Below are 13,854 nucleotides of genomic sequence, written 5' to 3' on the forward strand. Positions count from 1 at the left end.
GCCGGCGCTCCGTCTTCGGCCGCTGCGTCTTGGGTGCCTCGGCCGGCGGCACGCGGATCACCTGGCCGGTCTCGATCCGGTCGCCCGGCGCCGCGCGCTTGCCGTCGAGCCGGAGCTGACCCGTGCGCGACCAGCGCGAGACGATGTTGAAGGTCGCCTCGGGCAGGTTGCGCTTGAACCAGCGGTCGAGCCGGATGCCGTCATCCTCTGCGTCGACCGTGAACTGCCGCACATCGTCGCTGAAAGTTTCGGTCATGCCGCCGCCCTCATCAGCCAGAGCCCGGCGAACAGGGCCGCGACCGATCCGATGACGGAAACCGCCGCATAGCCGGCGGCGACGCCGAGCGCGCCGCGCTCGATCATGTTGGCGGTCTCCAGGCTGAAGGCCGAGAAGGTCGTGAAGCCGCCCAGTATCCCGACGCCGATGAACAGCCGCCATCCCTCGCCGCCGCCCCCGAACCGGGCAAGCAGCCCCGCGAGCACGCCCATGGCGAGCCCGCCCAGGATATTGGCGCCCAGCGTACCCCAAGGAAAGCCGGGACCGAACTGGTGGAGCGCAAAGCGACCGAGCAGGAAACGCAGTCCCGCTCCGATCGCACCGCCCGCCATGACGAGAAACAGGTAAGGCATGGCCGCCCTCTACCGGAGCGGCGCGGATTGGGCTAGCCGTTGCGGCGCCCTAGCTTCCGTTGCTGACGATCACGTCGACATCGGTGCCGCCGCCGCGCCGCGGGGCGAAGATGATGTAATAGGCGCCCTCGTCGCGCGACCGGTAGCCGCCGAGCACATTGTTGTCGTGACGCAGCTGGTGCTCGGACGAATAGCCCGAACGCACGGCGCGGGTGTAGTACCAGTCGATCAGATGCTCCATCGACGCGGTCGTGCGGAAGCTGACGACGCGCATCCGGCAATTGGGCTGGTTGTAGCCGGCGGCTTCGGCCACTTCCGAGCCCGGATAGACGTCGAAGGCGCGCGGCAACGTCGTCGCCCATGCCATGCCATATTCGACCGTGCCGTCGCAGCGGTCGACACCGGGGTCGCTCGCCTGACGCTCGGCCATCGCGCCGAGCGTCGTTTCGCCCTGCGCCGCGCTGCGACCGTCGGCGCAGTCCACGCAATCCTCGCCGCGCGTCGGGGCCGGCGCCGACAGCAGGCGGCCCTGGCTGATCGCCTCCTGCGCGTCGCGCATGGTGTGCAGCGTTTCCGGGATCGGCGCGCCGCTCACGGCGTCGCCGGGGAGCGCGGCATTGGCGTTGGACTGGCCGGCCAGTTCCTGGTCGACCATGATCTGGTCCTCGAGCGCAGTCGTGAGCGCGGGATCGCTATTGTCCGCTTCGCCGAGCAGCGCCTCGTCTAGCGCCTCGGTGTCGGTATCGGTCTGGCCCGTGCCGCAGGCGGCGAGCGTCAGGCCCAGCGCGATGGCGGCTGTCGTTGAGAATCGGTTAAGCGTCATGATCCGCGGCTCCTTGTCGGAAGCGCCGGATTCTCGCGGTTAAAGGTTACCAAAAGGTGCAGAAACATGGTGAACGGCGAAAAATTTACGATTTCTTCATATTGTCCCGTTCCGCCGGCGGACTCAGCCGCCGCCCGCAATCACCGAGACCGACGTGCCCTGACCGTTCATATCGGTCGCCGTGATCTGGACGCCGCCCTCTCCGTCCTGGCGCTCGGCCACGATCATCTGGCTCTGGCCCATATCCATCGTCGCGGCGATCGAATAACCGTCGCTCTCCAGTGCCCGGCGGTAAAAGGCGATCACTTCGGCCGGGGCGTCATCGGTCTGGAAACTGGACACCTGGCCCGATCCGCCATCCCGGCCCGTGGCATCGATGTTCAAGCCCCGGCTGGTATCGGCGCCCGGATAGCGGGGCAGTCCGGCCGGCATCTCGGCGCCGAGTTCACCGGTCGTGATGACGGTTTCACCGTCTCCGCTCCGATAGGTGGTCGTTCCGTCGCCGCCGCGTTCGACCCGCACCTCTTCGCCATCGGGGCCGCGATAGACCTGCTCGTTCGATCCGCCGCACGCCGCCAGCGCCAGCAGCGCGACCGCCGGGACCATATGTATCGTCCGCATGACTTTCCTCCCTCAAACCGCCATATGCGGTTTATCGCATAGCGCCCTTGAAGCGCCAAACCGAGTGACCTATATCACTAACACAGCAACTTTCGCAGACAGCGGGTGTAGACGAGATGCTCAATATTGTTTCGATCCTGATCGGGCTTTTCGCCGCGCTCCTCGCCCTGATCGGGCTCATTCCCCTTCTCGGCTGGGTCAACTGGTTCATGCTGCCCGTGGCCTTTGTCGGACTCGTGATCGGGCTGCTGTCGGACAGCAATGGCGGCCGCAATTTCAACCTGATCGTCATCGTCGTGGGGATTCTCCGCCTGATGCTTGGCGGCGGAATCCTCTAGCGCTTCAGCCGAAGCCGCTGCCCGGGTCGCGGAGCCTGTGGCGGATCAGCCGCGAGGTTTCGACCGCCGCCTGGCGGTGAACGACCGCCTCTCGATAGTCGGGGTCCGTGACCATTGCGAGAAAATCGCTCGCCTTGGGATAATGGGCGACGAATGCCGTGTCCCAACGCTCGTCCTCCGGACCGATGACGATCGTCTGCGGCTCGCCCGACCATAATATGGTTCCGCCGACCCGTTCGAAGACCGGGCCGCTCTCCTCGCCGTACAGCGCATAGGCCTCCGCGCCGCTCAATCCCTTGCCCGCCATCGGATGTCCGTCCGGATAGTCCGCCTTGTCGCGGAACCGGACGAGATTCAGCATCGCCACCGGCTGATCGCGGTCCAGCGCCTTGAAGGCATCGAAATTGACCCGGCTCGGGTCGACATAATTTTCATCGCTCATGCGCCAACCGTCGCCCGCAGGCGGTCCAGCGTCAAGGCGCTAGCGGGCCTTGTCCACCCCATCCGCGATCCCACGGCTTTCTCCGCGTTTTAAGTTATGGTATATCATACATGTTGTTGGGAGAGGGAGAACAGCCATGCCAAGATATGTCGCGCCGCCCGAAGCCGAACCGATGCGCGAGATGAACACGACGCCGCTGATCGACGTGATGCTCGTACTGCTGATCATGTTCCTGATCGCCCTGCCCGTGCTGACCCACAAAGTGCCGCTCAACCTGCCGCTCCCCGGCCCCGCCGAAGGCGCTCCGCCGCCCGACCACACCCTGGCGATCGCGCCGTCGGGCGCGCTGAGCTGGGACGGCCAGACGCTCCCCGCGGCGGCGTTGCCCGGACGGCTTGAAGCGATGGCCGCCGACCCGGCACGGCCCCGGCTCGTGATCGATGCATCTTCGGAAGCGCGTTACGAACGCGTCGACGAGGTGCTGGCCGCGGTGAACCGCGCCGGCGTGACCCAGGTCGGGTTCGCCGACAATGCGCGCTTCGCCCGGGCCTTTTGACCGAACGTCCTGACCACCGATCCGCTTGCGCCGCGCCGCGTTTCGCGGCACAGTCGGGCCATGGGAAAAGCACGATGGATTGCCGCCGCGGCGGCCGGTACGGCGGCGGTGGCCGCTGCCGCCTATTATCTCAACGAGCGCAACAGCGAAAAGCCGGAATATGACCTGCTGATCGAGGAAGGGCGGTTCGCGCTGCGCGCCTATCCGGCGATGATGGTTGCCGAAACGGTCCAGGAAGGGCAGCGCGAGACCGCGCTCGGCAACGGGTTCCGGGTGCTCGCCGACTATATCTTCGCGCGCTCCCGCCCCGGCAGGAAAATCCCGATGACATCGCCCGTCCTGTCCGACCGCGCGGCCGACGAGGCCGGCTGGCGGACCCGGTTCGTGATGCCCCGGCGGCTCGGCAAGGCGAAACTGCCGGAACCGGCGCCCGGCGTCACGCTCGTCGAACAGCCGCCGCGCAAGATCGCGGCGATCCGGTTTTCGGGCAATGCCGAGGACGAGGCGCTTGCCGCCCATGAGGCGGATCTGCGCGAATGGATGGCGGCGAACAGCCTCGAGCCGGCCGGCGCCGTCGAATATGCGTTTTACAATTCGCCTTTCATCCCGGGGCCCTTGCGGCGCAACGAGGTTCTGATCCCGGTCGCCTAGCTGCGCTTGCCGACATGTTTGAGCGCGGCATTGCCGGCGATCGCGATCGCGGCGGCGGCCATCAGAAATCCGGTAAAGCCGCCGATCATGATCGCGAAGACCATGGCTATCGCAAAGGCGCCGAAACCGATCGACGCCGGGTTCAGGCCCTCGTCGTTCCGGTCTGAACGCCCGAATAATTTCAAGTCGGCCAGGCGTTCCAACCCGTCGGGATAGTCGGCCTTGGTGCGCGCGCCGGGTTGCGGGCCGACCCGGCTGACGGGGTGCGGAACGCGCTCGGGCTCGACCGGCCGCCGGTCCCCGGATGCGGGATTCAGGTCCGCCGCCTGTTTGGGGGGCAGGTTGGTGCGGGCGTCGAGAACGATCAGCTTCCGGCCCCGCTCAATCACCCGATATTGTGTCTGCGGTGCGTCCACGGCTTTCTCCGCCGTCCAGTCTATGACGAGCCGGGCGGCGGGGGAAGACCGGTTGTGCCTTTCGGCCGGTTATTCGCAGCGGGAATCGCTGCGGTCGATCTCGCGGCCGATGAGCGCGCCGACCCCGGCGCCGACGATCGTTCCGACCGTGCGGTCCCGCCCGCCGTCGATCTCGCGGCCGAGCAGCGCCCCGGCCGCGCCGCCGACCAGCAGGCCGACCGTGCCATCGTCGCGGCGGCAGCGATAACGGCCGTCGCGGTCTCGCCAGACGCGCCCGCGATAATAATCGTCGTCGTCGCGGTCATAATAGGCGATCTGGGTGAGGCCGGCCGCGTGGGCCGTCTGGCCCCATGCGGGCGCATATTCGCCGGAACCGGCAAGCGCCGGAGCGGCCGTCATGGCCATGATCGTGGCGGCGCAGGCAATCACTGTTTTACGCATCGAACATTCCTCTCAACGGGGGTTGCGACAATGAACCCTCAACGGCAATCGCTAGTCCGGGTTGCATGAATGACCGGCAACGATCGGGCGCGGACGGCCGTTCCGCGACCGGCGGTTCGATTTCTGCGACCAGTTTCACGCGCGGATCAGTTCTCCTCGGCCCTCACGAAACGCTGCCGGTTGCCGAGCCGCCAGGTCCCACCGCCGTCGGTCGACATTTCCATGCGGGACCGGAACCGGTCGCGCTCGACATCGTAGCGCGTGAAGCGCAGCATCAGCGTCGATCCGTCCGCCATGGCCGTGTTCGGCGTCGTGCGCGTTTCGCTCGTGTCGGGGCCGATCATCCGCCACAGATGGCCGTCCGCGCCGACCGACGCCATCTCGATCTCGTTAAGGCTCGGCCGTACGAAGAACAGGATGGCGGATGCCTGGTTGAGCTCCGGGATCGTGCTCATGCCCGACACGACCCGGTCGGGGACGACCCAGCCGAACCGGTATTGGCCGGTCAGCGTCCGCGTCACACTGCCGTCCGCCGCGATGAAATCGGTCTCGACATTCCACAGGCCCACCGCATGGCGGAGTTGCTCGACGGCGCCGGACGCCGGTTCGGGCGGCGCGTCCTGCGCCGCGCCCGGTATCGCGGCGCAGGCCAGCAGCAGCAGTGCGACGACATGGAAAAAGCGGCGCATGGCAAGTCTCCCCTCTCTTTGCCAGTATCGTGCGCCACTCCGGACGCCGTGCCCAGCCCTTTTCGATCGGGAGCCGGGATCGGGGCGCAAAACGCCGCCCACGGCCGATGGAGCGCGGCGCGCGCGCGATGCTCAGGCTCCGTCCGCCGCGCGCCGCTAGGGCTCCGGCCAGCGTTCCGGCGAGGCGGCGCGGGACGTCCGGTCCCGCGCGGCCCGCGGTCAGCGGTTGTCGAGCTGCGGCCGAACCGCGTCGAGCCCCTTGCGGCTGATCCGGTAAGGACCGCTGCCGCGGCTGACGATCAACCGGCGGCGCTTGAGCTTCCGGAACACGCTCATAGCGCAGTCGGACAGGACATAGCCCTCGCGCGTGAAGCAGGTGATGTTGACGATCCGCCCCCGCGAACCATCCGCGGCCGGCGCATGTTCATGGGCGATATGCCCGCCCTGGGCGAGTACGTGCAGCGTGCGCTGCTCATGTTTCGAAATATTCATCGGAAATCGTGACCCCGGAGCGGGCGGGACGATCCCGCCGGCTCCTTGCTGAGGTGGACAGGCGCAACACGGCGCCGCCAGACTCGACCGAGCGTGGCGGACGGTTGCGAACCGACGGGTCACCGGGAATCCATCCCGGGCCGTCCATCAGCGGGCGACAATTTCCTTCATAAAACACTCTGGTCTTGTTTGCGGTGGCGCGATTAGCAGTACACATAGCGGCGAGGCAATATGCGATGCCGGTTCATGTGCGGAGTGATGTTGTCTTCGATGGCTGAAAAGAGCGCGATACCGATCACGAGAAACCCGGCCTCGGCCGAAACCGAGGCGGCGATCCGCGCCGCGGTGTGCTCGGCGACGGCGATGGCGACGGACGATGAACGCTCGCGCCTCGCGACGCCCGACGACGCCGACCTGTTCCACGCCTTTTTGAGCGACCCGGCGATCCATGCGCCGATCTATACCTTGCCGCGACCGTTGACGCCCGACAGCGTCCGCCGGTTCATCGAGCGTCACTGCGAGGAGCGCGAGCGCGGCGAGGGGCTGCTCTTCCTCAATTTCAGCGACGGCGGGATCGGCGGCTATACTGATCTCGCGATCTGGCCGCACTGGACGGCCGGCGAAATGGGCGGCGCCGTCCATCCGGACCGGCAGGGCCGGCGGCGCGGCATCCTCGGCGCCGAGCGCGGCTTCACCTGGATGTTCGAGGCGCTGGGCCTGGACCTGATCTGCGAGACCGCCGCGCCCGACAATGTCCGCACCGCCCGGCTGCTCGACCATCTCGGCTTCCGGCGGATGGGCGAAGTGACGAGCCATCGCGACGACGGGACGAGCCGGCCTTCGCTGGTCTGGGAAGTCACCCGCGCCGAATGGATGCGCCGGACGCCGAGCGAAGAGACCATGCCGCCGACCGATGCGGCCGATACGAGAGGGAGCAAACCATGACCGACAATATCGCCATCATCCGGGACTTCATCGCCGCCTGGTCGCGCCTCGATGCCAGGGAACTGACCGGCTATTTCACCGAAACCGGCACCTATCACAACATGCCCGCCGCGCCGGTGAGCGGCCATGCCGCGCTCGAACGGTTCATCGGCGGCTTCATCGCCAGCTGGACGCGGACCGACTGGGACATACTGACCATCATGGGCGAGGGGGATACCGTGATCGCCGAGCGGCTCGACCGCACGAGGATCGGCGATATCGAAATCGACCTGCCCTGTTGCGGAATATTCGAGATGGAGGACGGCAAGATCGCGGTCTGGCGCGACTATTTCGACATGGCGACCTATACCAGGGCGCTTGCCGGCTGAGACCCGCTCACCGCGTGCGCAGGCTTTCCGACAGCGTGACGGCCATCGCGTCCTCGGCCTCGCCGATCACGATATCGGCCAGCCGCCAGTCGGCCCCCTGCTGCGCCCAGACATAGCGGACGGTGCGCGGCTCGCCGAAATTCTCGAACCGCGCGATCACGGCGACCAGCCCCGGCGCGATCGGTTCGCGGGTGATCGCCAGCCCGGTAATCTCGGCATCCTGCCCGTCGACATGCCAGGCATAATCGAGGTTCGGCGCCAGCCCCTCATTCGCCTCGGCGGCCGCCCGCTCGGCCGCGAACAGCGCGGCCAGCTCGGCGGTCATCGGCAGCGGCGGGTTCAGCGTGTCGACGGCGAAGGGATCGGCATAGAGCGCCGCCACCTGCGCTTCGAGCGCGGCGGCTTCGTCCGGCGCGATATCCGCGTCAGGCAGCGCGACCGTCTCGACCGCCTCCTGCGCGCTGCCGTCACCGGCCCCGGCGCCGCAGGCCGAAGCGAGCGGCGCCGCGAGTATCGCGATCGGGGCGAGGCGCCAAGGAATCATCGCGCCAGCCTAGCCCTCTTTCGAGGCGCAGTGAATGCACAGCGCCGCTTCGGGCCGGACGTCGAGCCGCCTGGGGTTGATGTCCCCGCCGCAGCGCACGCAGACGCCATATTCGCCGTCCTCGATCCGCGCGAGCGCGCGCTTGACCGAGGCGATCTCGCGGGTGACGAGCCGCGCCTGCGCCTCGAGCGACTGATCGTCCTCCATCTCGACCGCCTGTTCGGACGAATCGGCGTTCAGCGGCTCGGCGAGATCGCGCGCCAGATGCGCCTCGCGTTGCTCGAGCTCGGCGAGCTGGGCTTCGAGACGGGCTTTGGCGGTATCGGTCATCATGCGGAACTCCTGCTGGCACGGTGGGCGCACTTCACGGGCCCGGTCTACGGCCCCCGTGATAGCCCGGCTTTGATCTCGCGCAAATCCCTCCGCAACGGCGCGAAAGCGGACGAGGCTTAACGCGATCTTTGCCGATCGGCGGGCAATAGACGGGCCATGGCGAGCAATTTTTCGCGACCGAACCGGCTCCCCGCCCCCTATCTGCTGATGATCGCGCTGATCGCCGCGATCGGCGGCATGTGGGGCCTCGAATTCGCCGAGCGGCGCGCCGGACCGGCCGCGACCGAACCGCAGGATTTCGCGGCCGCCGCGACCCGCACCGCCACCCGCGCCGCCTCCTTCGCGCTCTGCGGATCGGGCCCGCGCGTCAATTGCGTCGTCGACGGCGACACTTTCTGGATGGACGGGCGCAAGATCCGCATCCTCGACATCGACACGCCCGAGCTCTCGCCGCCGCGCTGCGCGGCGGAGGAACGGCTGGGCGAGGCCGCGAAACACCGGCTCCGCGCCCTGCTCAACGGCGGCGCGGTGACGCTGCACGCCGAAGGCCGCGACCGGGACCGCTACGGCCGGCTGCTGCGCCGCGTCCATGTCGACGGACGGCCCGTCGGCGACACGCTGATCGCCGAGGGGCTGGCCCGGCCCTATGCGGGCGGCCGGCGCAGCTGGTGCGGCTGAGCCTTTTTTGCCGACCCGCTGATTCCAAAGGATTTTCCGGCCAGTTGTCACAAGAAGTCCCGCCTATGCGCGTGAGTTTGTCAGACTCGGCAGATTCTTTTGTCAGACTCGACCTGTCGGTCGAGAGCGGCACCGGCCCGCACCCCCTCCCGGCCTCCCACGAGTGTACCCTGAATGGGAGGCCGGGAGGGGGAGCGGGCCGGTGCGGCGACGTTGCGCGAGCAACGTTCTGACAAACCGAAGCCCGGTGCCGCGCCTGAGCGAAGCGAAGGTCTGACAAAAAAGAATCCACCGCGCCGTCCACAAGAGAAATTCCGACACACCTCACGCCTGGGGCGCATCGGTCCAGTCGATCACCGCCTTCGCGCCGAAGGGCAGCGGATCGGCGGGGCAGGCGTCGGGCGGGACGTCGGCGAGGCGGCCGGTCAGCGCGGCGAGTTCGTCGCGCGCGGTGTCGAGCGGGTCGGGCACGGCGACCTCCATCAGGCCGGAGAGGTTGCCATAGGTCATCGGCGCGAGATGGCGGATCAGGAACAGGTGGAGCCGCTCGGACGGGCGGATGCGCGTCGCCACCAGTTCGCCGTCCTTCCACGTCTCCTCGCGCAGGCCGTTCACCACCCGGTCGAAGGCCAGCGCCACGAGCCGGGCCGAGGCGAGCCGGAGCGCCGCGTCCCACGCCCCGGCGAAATCCGCGCCGTCGGTCCGCGCGCGCAGCCGATAGGCGGACCGCGCGCTCATCCCCGCGGCGGCCCCCGCCTCGCGCACGCAGCCGGTCTCGGCCAGGGTGCCGACGAACAGCCGCTGCCGCTCCGCCGTCCAGCCGTTGCGTTGCCTGCGCGGGGCGGCGGGGGTGAAATCGAGGACGGAGGAACCCGGGGCGTCGCCGGCTTCGGGCGGCGCGGTTTCGGTTTCGTCGGGCGGGACGGGGGCGAGCGGGTCCATGAGAGCATCTCCTTGGTTCGATGGAAATGCGGTTTATAACCTATATGGTGTATTGTAGGACAGGATATTGGATCTAAGGCCGTCACCCCGGACTTGATCCGGGGTCCAGCGCGGCAGGCGATATCGCTTATGGTTCTGGATTCCGGGTCAAACCCGGAATGACGAAAGCGACCCGCCCCTACCAGCTCGTGATACGGGCCTCGATGCCATAGGCGTCGCAGGAGGCGATCAACGGCTTGGGTGTCGCCTTGGAATCAAGCAGGTGGTGGCGAGGCGGGGGAAAGGAATGGAGGCGTGGAAAGGAGCTTTTCCTATTCCGCAGCAACGGTACTGTTGTAACTGTAAGTGGGCCAACTTGGCTCATAATTCTCTTGAGCCTGATTCCCCCAAACTGTCCAACCTGGCCGTTCGCCACGCGCGAACAACTCAAGGAACGGCCCCCAACTGCATTCCTCTATTATCTCGTACTGCTCATCCGGCTTACGACTATGCTCGCGTTTACGACTCTGGATCATGTTCACTTGACTTCGGCCAGGAGCAAGCGTTCGAGCTTTCTTACCTCGCACACCAAACAGAAGAACTTCGGTGACGTTCCGAAAATAGAAACCTACTCCGCGCCCGTCTGAGCCACCGTCTTTTCTTATCTTGTGCCAGATCAGGTTGGATACGTAGCGAAAGCCCCACGACTCCATCACTCGAAGCCCGTCAGGCAACAAGGCGTTCGGGACCCAAAGATAGAGATGGGCCGGTTCATCGGCAATGTCAGCGACGGGCAAAGCACAAATATCATCTAGAGACATTGTGTCGTACCGTTTCAAACGTCCGTGCTCCGGTGCTATTTTCCCGGTACGATTTTGGAATTGCCAAGGCGGATCGGCTAATATGGTTCCATACCGACAAGAAGCGCTCAGTTCATCGCACTTGCCAGCAAAGAAAGCGGCTTGATCCGGAATCAGAGTCATAAGGATCTGATTCCCACTAAGCGGATCTGCGCAAGCTATATGAGTCGAGCCGTGCAAAAAACGAGTCGGACAGATTCGGTTGTCAGATTTCCTCTTGACCTCTTAGCACACGAAAAAGCCGTGCTTCGCCGCTTGTTCCAGGCGGAAAATTATCTGTGTTGAAGTCGTCATCGGTCAAACTCATAGGCTCAAACACACGATCATAGAATTTACCTAATGAGACGGGATCGCCGGGCTGGGCTACGTTGGAATAGGCAATACGAAAATATCTAAGCAATGCCCTTACCCCGTTAGTTCTGTTGAGCATATACCCTCGGCTGCGCTCATCCCAAGCCCGTGGCCATTTCTGGCGTACCGCAGAAAAATAGTTAAAGATCAAAGCCATAATCTCAACATCTTTTCCATCAATGAATAAATTTCGAAGAACAAATCTGTAAATCTCTTCCTCTGAAGCCTTCTCCAGCTTTTCTCCCCTAAGAAGAGTATCACGATCTTTCTTTGGCTCATTAGTGATGTGAGCCATCAGGCCCTCGACAAAAGTCGCTTGGCTTATCGGTTCAAAATCAGCGCCGTCAGTTGTAAAGCCCAGTCGCTTAATTCGCCCATAAAATGGACTATCTTCATCTCGATCCAAGTTGACCGCTACGACATGGCAGGTTTTTTGAGGACTGCGAGTACGAGCTAGTTCGTATAAATCATATACGAGGCTCTTGTTTACCTTGGTCTGCTCAAGATTTACGGTAGAGAAGATATGAGCCTGATCAGCAATATCAGCCTCAACAAAAAGGGTAACCGACACATCAAATTGTTCGCCGGCGAAGGCCTCGAGCCCTGCTATTCTATGTTGACCGTCGATCACTCGCCCTAGCTGCCGAATAGCGATGCTAGGTTCGGAATCTTCCTCTCGAAAATTCCTGAGCGTCAATATCTTACCGTCGTCGTCGAAACTCGCGTAAGACGCATCATTGATGGCGACGATTACGGATGTTGGAAATGTGGCATCTATGAAGTTCACGTAAGCTTCGAGGTCTCTTAGCCTCGATTTATTGATTGGGCGTTGTATCCCTAGATATTTTTCGACATCTCTTTCTGACGAGATGACGCGGCGGACATCAAAATAGGTGAATTTTATCAAGTCGTCGTAAGGTATCGACGCAATGTAAAGGTCGCCGATTGGTTGCGATGCTCTGATGCAGTCAAAAGCGATCTCGATTTTACTTGGATCGGGCGGAACGTCCATCTTAATCGCCCTTCCTGTCCAGCCATTCATCGAAAGCATTATCAGCTTCGAGCTTTAACGATGAACTTATTGTGTCAGAATGCTCTCTTTCGATTACTTCCATCATATTTCGATATGCAGTAACGCAGAATAGCAGAAAGGTCGCCAGAAGAGCTACCACTACTGATAAAACGGCCACACCGGTCTCATTGACAAGAGAGTCTGTAGGACCTCCGCCAGCAAACCTTTGTATTGTTAATGTCACGCCCGACAAAATGCATATGAAGCTGGCGAAGTAGAATGTCTCCTGCATGGCCGGAAACCGATAAGAAAGCGCTGCTTTATCGTCGTCGTCATCGATATCAGCTGGTAGCCGGTATCGTCCGTGACGTTTCGTAACAATGTAACCGAGCGGGCCGAGTATTGCGGCAGCATATATGAAAAGTCCGCCACTCGAAATCGTATCCCAAAAGTTTGATCGCCCCGTGAATATTAAAAGCCCAACAACTGGAAACCAGAAAGGCATTGTCGAAAAGAGAGTGGAATAGAAAACTTCTTTCCGAGCTTCTCTCAAAGCTTCGGGAGGTACTTTCCAAAGCTTACCGACAAAAGGCCATCCATCAAGACGCCTGAGCCAGCCATTTTTCTGATCCCGTGCGGACATGATCTGTAGTCTGCACGAAATTCCTGTCGAAGCAATGCTCTATGACTACTCCGCCGCCACACTCTTCTCGCCGAACATGTCCTCGCCTTCCTCTTCGCCCTCGTCGTCGTTGGCCTTGCCCTTCTTGCGCTCGTCGAAGCTGTCCCAGACCTGGTTCCAGTCGCCGCGCGTCGCGCCCTTCGAATATTCGGTCGCCCGGGTTTCGAAGAAATTGGCATGCTCGACGCCGTTCAGGAGCGGGGCGAGCCAGGGGAGCGGGTGGTCGTCGATCATGTAGACGGCGGGGAGGCCGAGCTGGCCGAGGCGCCAGTCGGCGATGTAGCGGATATAGCGCTTGATCTCCTTGGCCGTCATGCCGGGCACCGCGCCCTCGGAGAAAGCGAGATCGATGAACGCGTCCTCGAGCCGCACCGTCTTCTGGCAGCAGTCGATAATGTCTTCCTTGACGCTCTTCGTCAGGCAGCCGCGTTCCTCGCAGAATTCGTGGAACAGCTTGATCACGCCCTCGCAGTGCAGGCTCTCGTCGCGGACCGACCAGCTGACGATCTGCCCCATCCCCTTCATCTTGTTGAAGCGCGGGAAGTTCATCAGCATGGCGAAGGAGGCGAAGAGCTGCAGCCCCTCGGTGAAGCCGCCGAACATGGCGAGCGTCTTGGCGATGTCCTCGTCGGTGTCGACGCCGAACTCGTTCAGATAATCGTGCTTGGCCTTCATCTCCTCATATTCGAGGAACATGCTGTATTCGCTCTCGGGCATCCCGATCGTGTCGAGCAGGTGCGAATAGGCGGCGATATGGACCGTCTCCATGTTGGAGAAGGCGGTCAGCATCATCTTGATCTCGGTCGGCTTGAACACGCGGCCGTACTTGTCGTGATAGCAGTCCTGCACCTCGACATCGGCCTGGGTGAAGAAGCGGAAGATCTGGGTGAGCAGCGCGCGCTCGTGATCGGTGAGCTTCTGCGCCCAGTCCCGGCAGTCCTCGCCCAGCGGCACCTCTTCGGGCATCCAGTGGATCTGCTGCTGGCGTTTCCAGAAATCATAGGCCCAGGGATATTCGAACGGCTTGTAGGTCTTGCGGGCTTCGAGAAGGGACATTTTCG

21 protein-coding genes and 1 pseudogene are annotated in these 13,854 nt (G+C 63.5%); 6 read left to right on the forward strand and 16 right to left on the reverse strand.

Annotated elements, in window-relative coordinates; all coding sequences use genetic code 11:
• The 4 genes and pseudogenes from ACTS1X_RS10280 to ACTS1X_RS10295 all read right to left on the reverse strand — a co-directional run.
• Nucleotides 1–256: pseudogene (locus tag ACTS1X_RS10280) on the reverse strand (RluA family pseudouridine synthase); the annotation flags it as partial.
• Entirely contained in the window at nt 253–630 is a 378-nt protein-coding gene (crcB, locus tag ACTS1X_RS10285; RefSeq protein WP_442614301.1) for a fluoride efflux transporter CrcB, read from the reverse strand. The pseudogene ACTS1X_RS10280 and the gene crcB, both read right to left, overlap by 4 nt.
• A gap of 49 nt (nt 631–679) precedes the next feature.
• Nucleotides 680–1,453: a hypothetical protein gene (locus ACTS1X_RS10290; protein ID WP_442614302.1), complete on the reverse strand. Its 774-nt coding sequence runs from the start codon at nt 1,451–1,453 to the stop codon at nt 680–682.
• A gap of 123 nt (nt 1,454–1,576) precedes the next feature.
• The gene (locus tag ACTS1X_RS10295; protein WP_442614303.1) at nt 1,577–2,074 is read right to left on the reverse strand and encodes a hypothetical protein; all 498 of its coding nucleotides are present in this window, start codon (nt 2,072–2,074) and stop codon (nt 1,577–1,579) included.
• 116 nt (nt 2,075–2,190) lie between these two features.
• Here ACTS1X_RS10295 and ACTS1X_RS10300 point away from each other — a divergent pair, with 116 nt between their 5' ends.
• Entirely contained in the window at nt 2,191–2,412 is a 222-nt protein-coding gene (locus ACTS1X_RS10300) for a hypothetical protein (protein ID WP_442614304.1), read from the forward strand.
• Between the two features lie 4 nt (nt 2,413–2,416).
• Here the strand turns inward: ACTS1X_RS10300 and ACTS1X_RS10305 are convergent, their stop codons facing one another.
• Nucleotides 2,417–2,854: a DUF1330 domain-containing protein gene (locus tag ACTS1X_RS10305; RefSeq protein ID WP_442614305.1), complete on the reverse strand. Its 438-nt coding sequence runs from the start codon at nt 2,852–2,854 to the stop codon at nt 2,417–2,419.
• 136 nt (nt 2,855–2,990) lie between these two features.
• On the opposite strand from ACTS1X_RS10305, the gene ACTS1X_RS10310 reads away from it, so the two are divergent.
• Both ACTS1X_RS10310 and ACTS1X_RS10315 read left to right on the forward strand, forming a co-directional pair.
• Complete coding sequence (locus tag ACTS1X_RS10310) at nt 2,991–3,410, forward strand: ExbD/TolR family protein (protein ID WP_442614306.1); 420 nt, start codon at nt 2,991–2,993, stop codon at nt 3,408–3,410.
• Between the two features lie 60 nt (nt 3,411–3,470).
• Nucleotides 3,471–4,061, forward strand: a complete 591-nt coding sequence (locus ACTS1X_RS10315) for an SOUL family heme-binding protein (protein ID WP_442614307.1) — start codon at nt 3,471–3,473, stop codon at nt 4,059–4,061.
• Here the strand turns inward: ACTS1X_RS10315 and ACTS1X_RS10320 are convergent.
• From ACTS1X_RS10320 to ACTS1X_RS10335, 4 genes are all read right to left on the reverse strand, one after another.
• Nucleotides 4,058–4,477, reverse strand: coding sequence for a hypothetical protein (locus tag ACTS1X_RS10320; protein ID WP_442614308.1), 420 nt, complete (start codon nt 4,475–4,477; stop codon nt 4,058–4,060). The genes ACTS1X_RS10315 and ACTS1X_RS10320 overlap by 4 nt on opposite strands.
• Before the next feature lie 69 nt (nt 4,478–4,546).
• The gene (locus tag ACTS1X_RS10325; RefSeq protein ID WP_442614309.1) at nt 4,547–4,918 is read right to left on the reverse strand and encodes a glycine zipper 2TM domain-containing protein; all 372 of its coding nucleotides are present in this window, start codon (nt 4,916–4,918) and stop codon (nt 4,547–4,549) included.
• A gap of 146 nt (nt 4,919–5,064) precedes the next feature.
• Nucleotides 5,065–5,607: a hypothetical protein gene (locus tag ACTS1X_RS10330; RefSeq protein WP_442614310.1), complete on the reverse strand. Its 543-nt coding sequence runs from the start codon at nt 5,605–5,607 to the stop codon at nt 5,065–5,067.
• Nucleotides 5,608–5,826: 219 nt separating this feature from the next.
• Nucleotides 5,827–6,099, reverse strand: a complete 273-nt coding sequence (locus ACTS1X_RS10335; RefSeq protein WP_442614311.1) for a YjhX family toxin — start codon at nt 6,097–6,099, stop codon at nt 5,827–5,829.
• A gap of 270 nt (nt 6,100–6,369) precedes the next feature.
• Between ACTS1X_RS10335 and ACTS1X_RS10340 the strand changes: the two genes are divergently transcribed.
• Together ACTS1X_RS10340 and ACTS1X_RS10345 are read left to right on the forward strand one after the other, a co-directional pair.
• Entirely contained in the window at nt 6,370–7,044 is a 675-nt protein-coding gene (locus ACTS1X_RS10340) for a GNAT family N-acetyltransferase (protein ID WP_442614312.1), read from the forward strand.
• On the forward strand, nt 7,041–7,412 hold the full coding sequence (locus tag ACTS1X_RS10345; RefSeq protein ID WP_442614313.1) for a limonene-1,2-epoxide hydrolase family protein: 372 nt from the start codon (nt 7,041–7,043) through the stop codon (nt 7,410–7,412). Before ACTS1X_RS10340 ends, ACTS1X_RS10345 begins: the two co-directional genes overlap by 4 nt.
• Nucleotides 7,413–7,419: 7 nt before the next feature.
• Here ACTS1X_RS10345 and ACTS1X_RS10350 read toward each other — a convergent pair whose 3' ends face one another.
• Both ACTS1X_RS10350 and ACTS1X_RS10355 read right to left on the reverse strand, forming a co-directional pair.
• Entirely contained in the window at nt 7,420–7,956 is a 537-nt protein-coding gene (locus ACTS1X_RS10350) for a hypothetical protein (RefSeq protein WP_442614314.1), read from the reverse strand.
• Between the two features lie 9 nt (nt 7,957–7,965).
• Entirely contained in the window at nt 7,966–8,289 is a 324-nt protein-coding gene (locus ACTS1X_RS10355) for a TraR/DksA family transcriptional regulator (RefSeq protein ID WP_442614315.1), read from the reverse strand.
• A gap of 156 nt (nt 8,290–8,445) precedes the next feature.
• Between ACTS1X_RS10355 and ACTS1X_RS10360 the strand changes: the two genes are divergently transcribed.
• Entirely contained in the window at nt 8,446–8,967 is a 522-nt protein-coding gene (locus ACTS1X_RS10360; RefSeq protein ID WP_442614316.1) for a thermonuclease family protein, read from the forward strand.
• Between the two features lie 324 nt (nt 8,968–9,291).
• Here ACTS1X_RS10360 and ACTS1X_RS10365 read toward each other — a convergent pair whose 3' ends face one another.
• From ACTS1X_RS10365 to ACTS1X_RS10385, 5 genes are all read right to left on the reverse strand, one after another.
• A complete protein-coding gene (locus ACTS1X_RS10365; protein WP_442614317.1) occupies nt 9,292–9,909 on the reverse strand; it encodes a hypothetical protein in 618 nt (205 codons plus the stop codon).
• A 311-nt stretch (nt 9,910–10,220) separates the two neighbouring features.
• The gene (locus tag ACTS1X_RS10370; RefSeq protein WP_442614318.1) at nt 10,221–10,871 is read right to left on the reverse strand and encodes an MT-A70 family methyltransferase; all 651 of its coding nucleotides are present in this window, start codon (nt 10,869–10,871) and stop codon (nt 10,221–10,223) included.
• Between the two features lie 82 nt (nt 10,872–10,953).
• Nucleotides 10,954–12,141 (reverse strand): DGQHR domain-containing protein, encoded by a 1,188-nt coding sequence (locus tag ACTS1X_RS10375; protein ID WP_442614319.1) that lies wholly within the window; start codon nt 12,139–12,141, stop codon nt 10,954–10,956.
• A complete protein-coding gene (locus ACTS1X_RS10380; protein ID WP_442614320.1) occupies nt 12,113–12,754 on the reverse strand; it encodes a hypothetical protein in 642 nt (213 codons plus the stop codon). The genes ACTS1X_RS10375 and ACTS1X_RS10380 overlap by 29 nt, the downstream gene beginning before the upstream one ends.
• Nucleotides 12,755–12,799: 45 nt before the next feature.
• On the reverse strand, nt 12,800–13,849 hold the full coding sequence (locus ACTS1X_RS10385; protein WP_442614321.1) for a ribonucleotide-diphosphate reductase subunit beta: 1,050 nt from the start codon (nt 13,847–13,849) through the stop codon (nt 12,800–12,802).
• Nucleotides 13,850–13,854 lie beyond the last annotated feature (5 nt).

The organism is Parasphingopyxis sp., assembly GCF_052168275.1.
Classification (GTDB): domain Bacteria; phylum Pseudomonadota; class Alphaproteobacteria; order Sphingomonadales; family Sphingomonadaceae; genus Parasphingopyxis.

What these genes read in the sequence shown, in the direction of transcription:
- ACTS1X_RS10315 (WP_442614307.1), top strand. Translation starts at nt 3,471, where the DNA reads ATGGGAAAAGCACGATGGATTGCCGCCGCGGCGGCCGGTACGGCGGCG.
- ACTS1X_RS10335 (WP_442614311.1), bottom strand. Translation starts at nt 6,099, where the DNA reads ATGAATATTTCGAAACATGAGCAGCGCACGCTGCACGTACTCGCCCAG.
- ACTS1X_RS10345 (WP_442614313.1), top strand. Translation starts at nt 7,041, where the DNA reads ATGACCGACAATATCGCCATCATCCGGGACTTCATCGCCGCCTGGTCG.
- ACTS1X_RS10350 (WP_442614314.1), bottom strand. Translation starts at nt 7,956, where the DNA reads ATGATTCCTTGGCGCCTCGCCCCGATCGCGATACTCGCGGCGCCGCTC.
- ACTS1X_RS10295 (WP_442614303.1), bottom strand. Translation starts at nt 2,074, where the DNA reads ATGCGGACGATACATATGGTCCCGGCGGTCGCGCTGCTGGCGCTGGCG.
- ACTS1X_RS10310 (WP_442614306.1), top strand. Translation starts at nt 2,991, where the DNA reads ATGCCAAGATATGTCGCGCCGCCCGAAGCCGAACCGATGCGCGAGATG.
- crcB (WP_442614301.1), bottom strand. Translation starts at nt 630, where the DNA reads ATGCCTTACCTGTTTCTCGTCATGGCGGGCGGTGCGATCGGAGCGGGA.
- ACTS1X_RS10325 (WP_442614309.1), bottom strand. Translation starts at nt 4,918, where the DNA reads ATGCGTAAAACAGTGATTGCCTGCGCCGCCACGATCATGGCCATGACG.
- ACTS1X_RS10355 (WP_442614315.1), bottom strand. Translation starts at nt 8,289, where the DNA reads ATGATGACCGATACCGCCAAAGCCCGTCTCGAAGCCCAGCTCGCCGAG.
- ACTS1X_RS10360 (WP_442614316.1), top strand. Translation starts at nt 8,446, where the DNA reads ATGGCGAGCAATTTTTCGCGACCGAACCGGCTCCCCGCCCCCTATCTG.
- ACTS1X_RS10365 (WP_442614317.1), bottom strand. Translation starts at nt 9,909, where the DNA reads ATGGACCCGCTCGCCCCCGTCCCGCCCGACGAAACCGAAACCGCGCCG.
- ACTS1X_RS10375 (WP_442614319.1), bottom strand. Translation starts at nt 12,141, where the DNA reads ATGAATGGCTGGACAGGAAGGGCGATTAAGATGGACGTTCCGCCCGAT.
- ACTS1X_RS10300 (WP_442614304.1), top strand. Translation starts at nt 2,191, where the DNA reads ATGCTCAATATTGTTTCGATCCTGATCGGGCTTTTCGCCGCGCTCCTC.
- ACTS1X_RS10330 (WP_442614310.1), bottom strand. Translation starts at nt 5,607, where the DNA reads ATGCGCCGCTTTTTCCATGTCGTCGCACTGCTGCTGCTGGCCTGCGCC.
- ACTS1X_RS10370 (WP_442614318.1), bottom strand. Translation starts at nt 10,871, where the DNA reads ATGACTCTGATTCCGGATCAAGCCGCTTTCTTTGCTGGCAAGTGCGAT.
- ACTS1X_RS10385 (WP_442614321.1), bottom strand. Translation starts at nt 13,849, where the DNA reads ATGTCCCTTCTCGAAGCCCGCAAGACCTACAAGCCGTTCGAATATCCC.
- ACTS1X_RS10290 (WP_442614302.1), bottom strand. Translation starts at nt 1,453, where the DNA reads ATGACGCTTAACCGATTCTCAACGACAGCCGCCATCGCGCTGGGCCTG.
- ACTS1X_RS10380 (WP_442614320.1), bottom strand. Translation starts at nt 12,754, where the DNA reads ATGTCCGCACGGGATCAGAAAAATGGCTGGCTCAGGCGTCTTGATGGA.
- ACTS1X_RS10305 (WP_442614305.1), bottom strand. Translation starts at nt 2,854, where the DNA reads ATGAGCGATGAAAATTATGTCGACCCGAGCCGGGTCAATTTCGATGCC.
- ACTS1X_RS10340 (WP_442614312.1), top strand. Translation starts at nt 6,370, where the DNA reads ATGGCTGAAAAGAGCGCGATACCGATCACGAGAAACCCGGCCTCGGCC.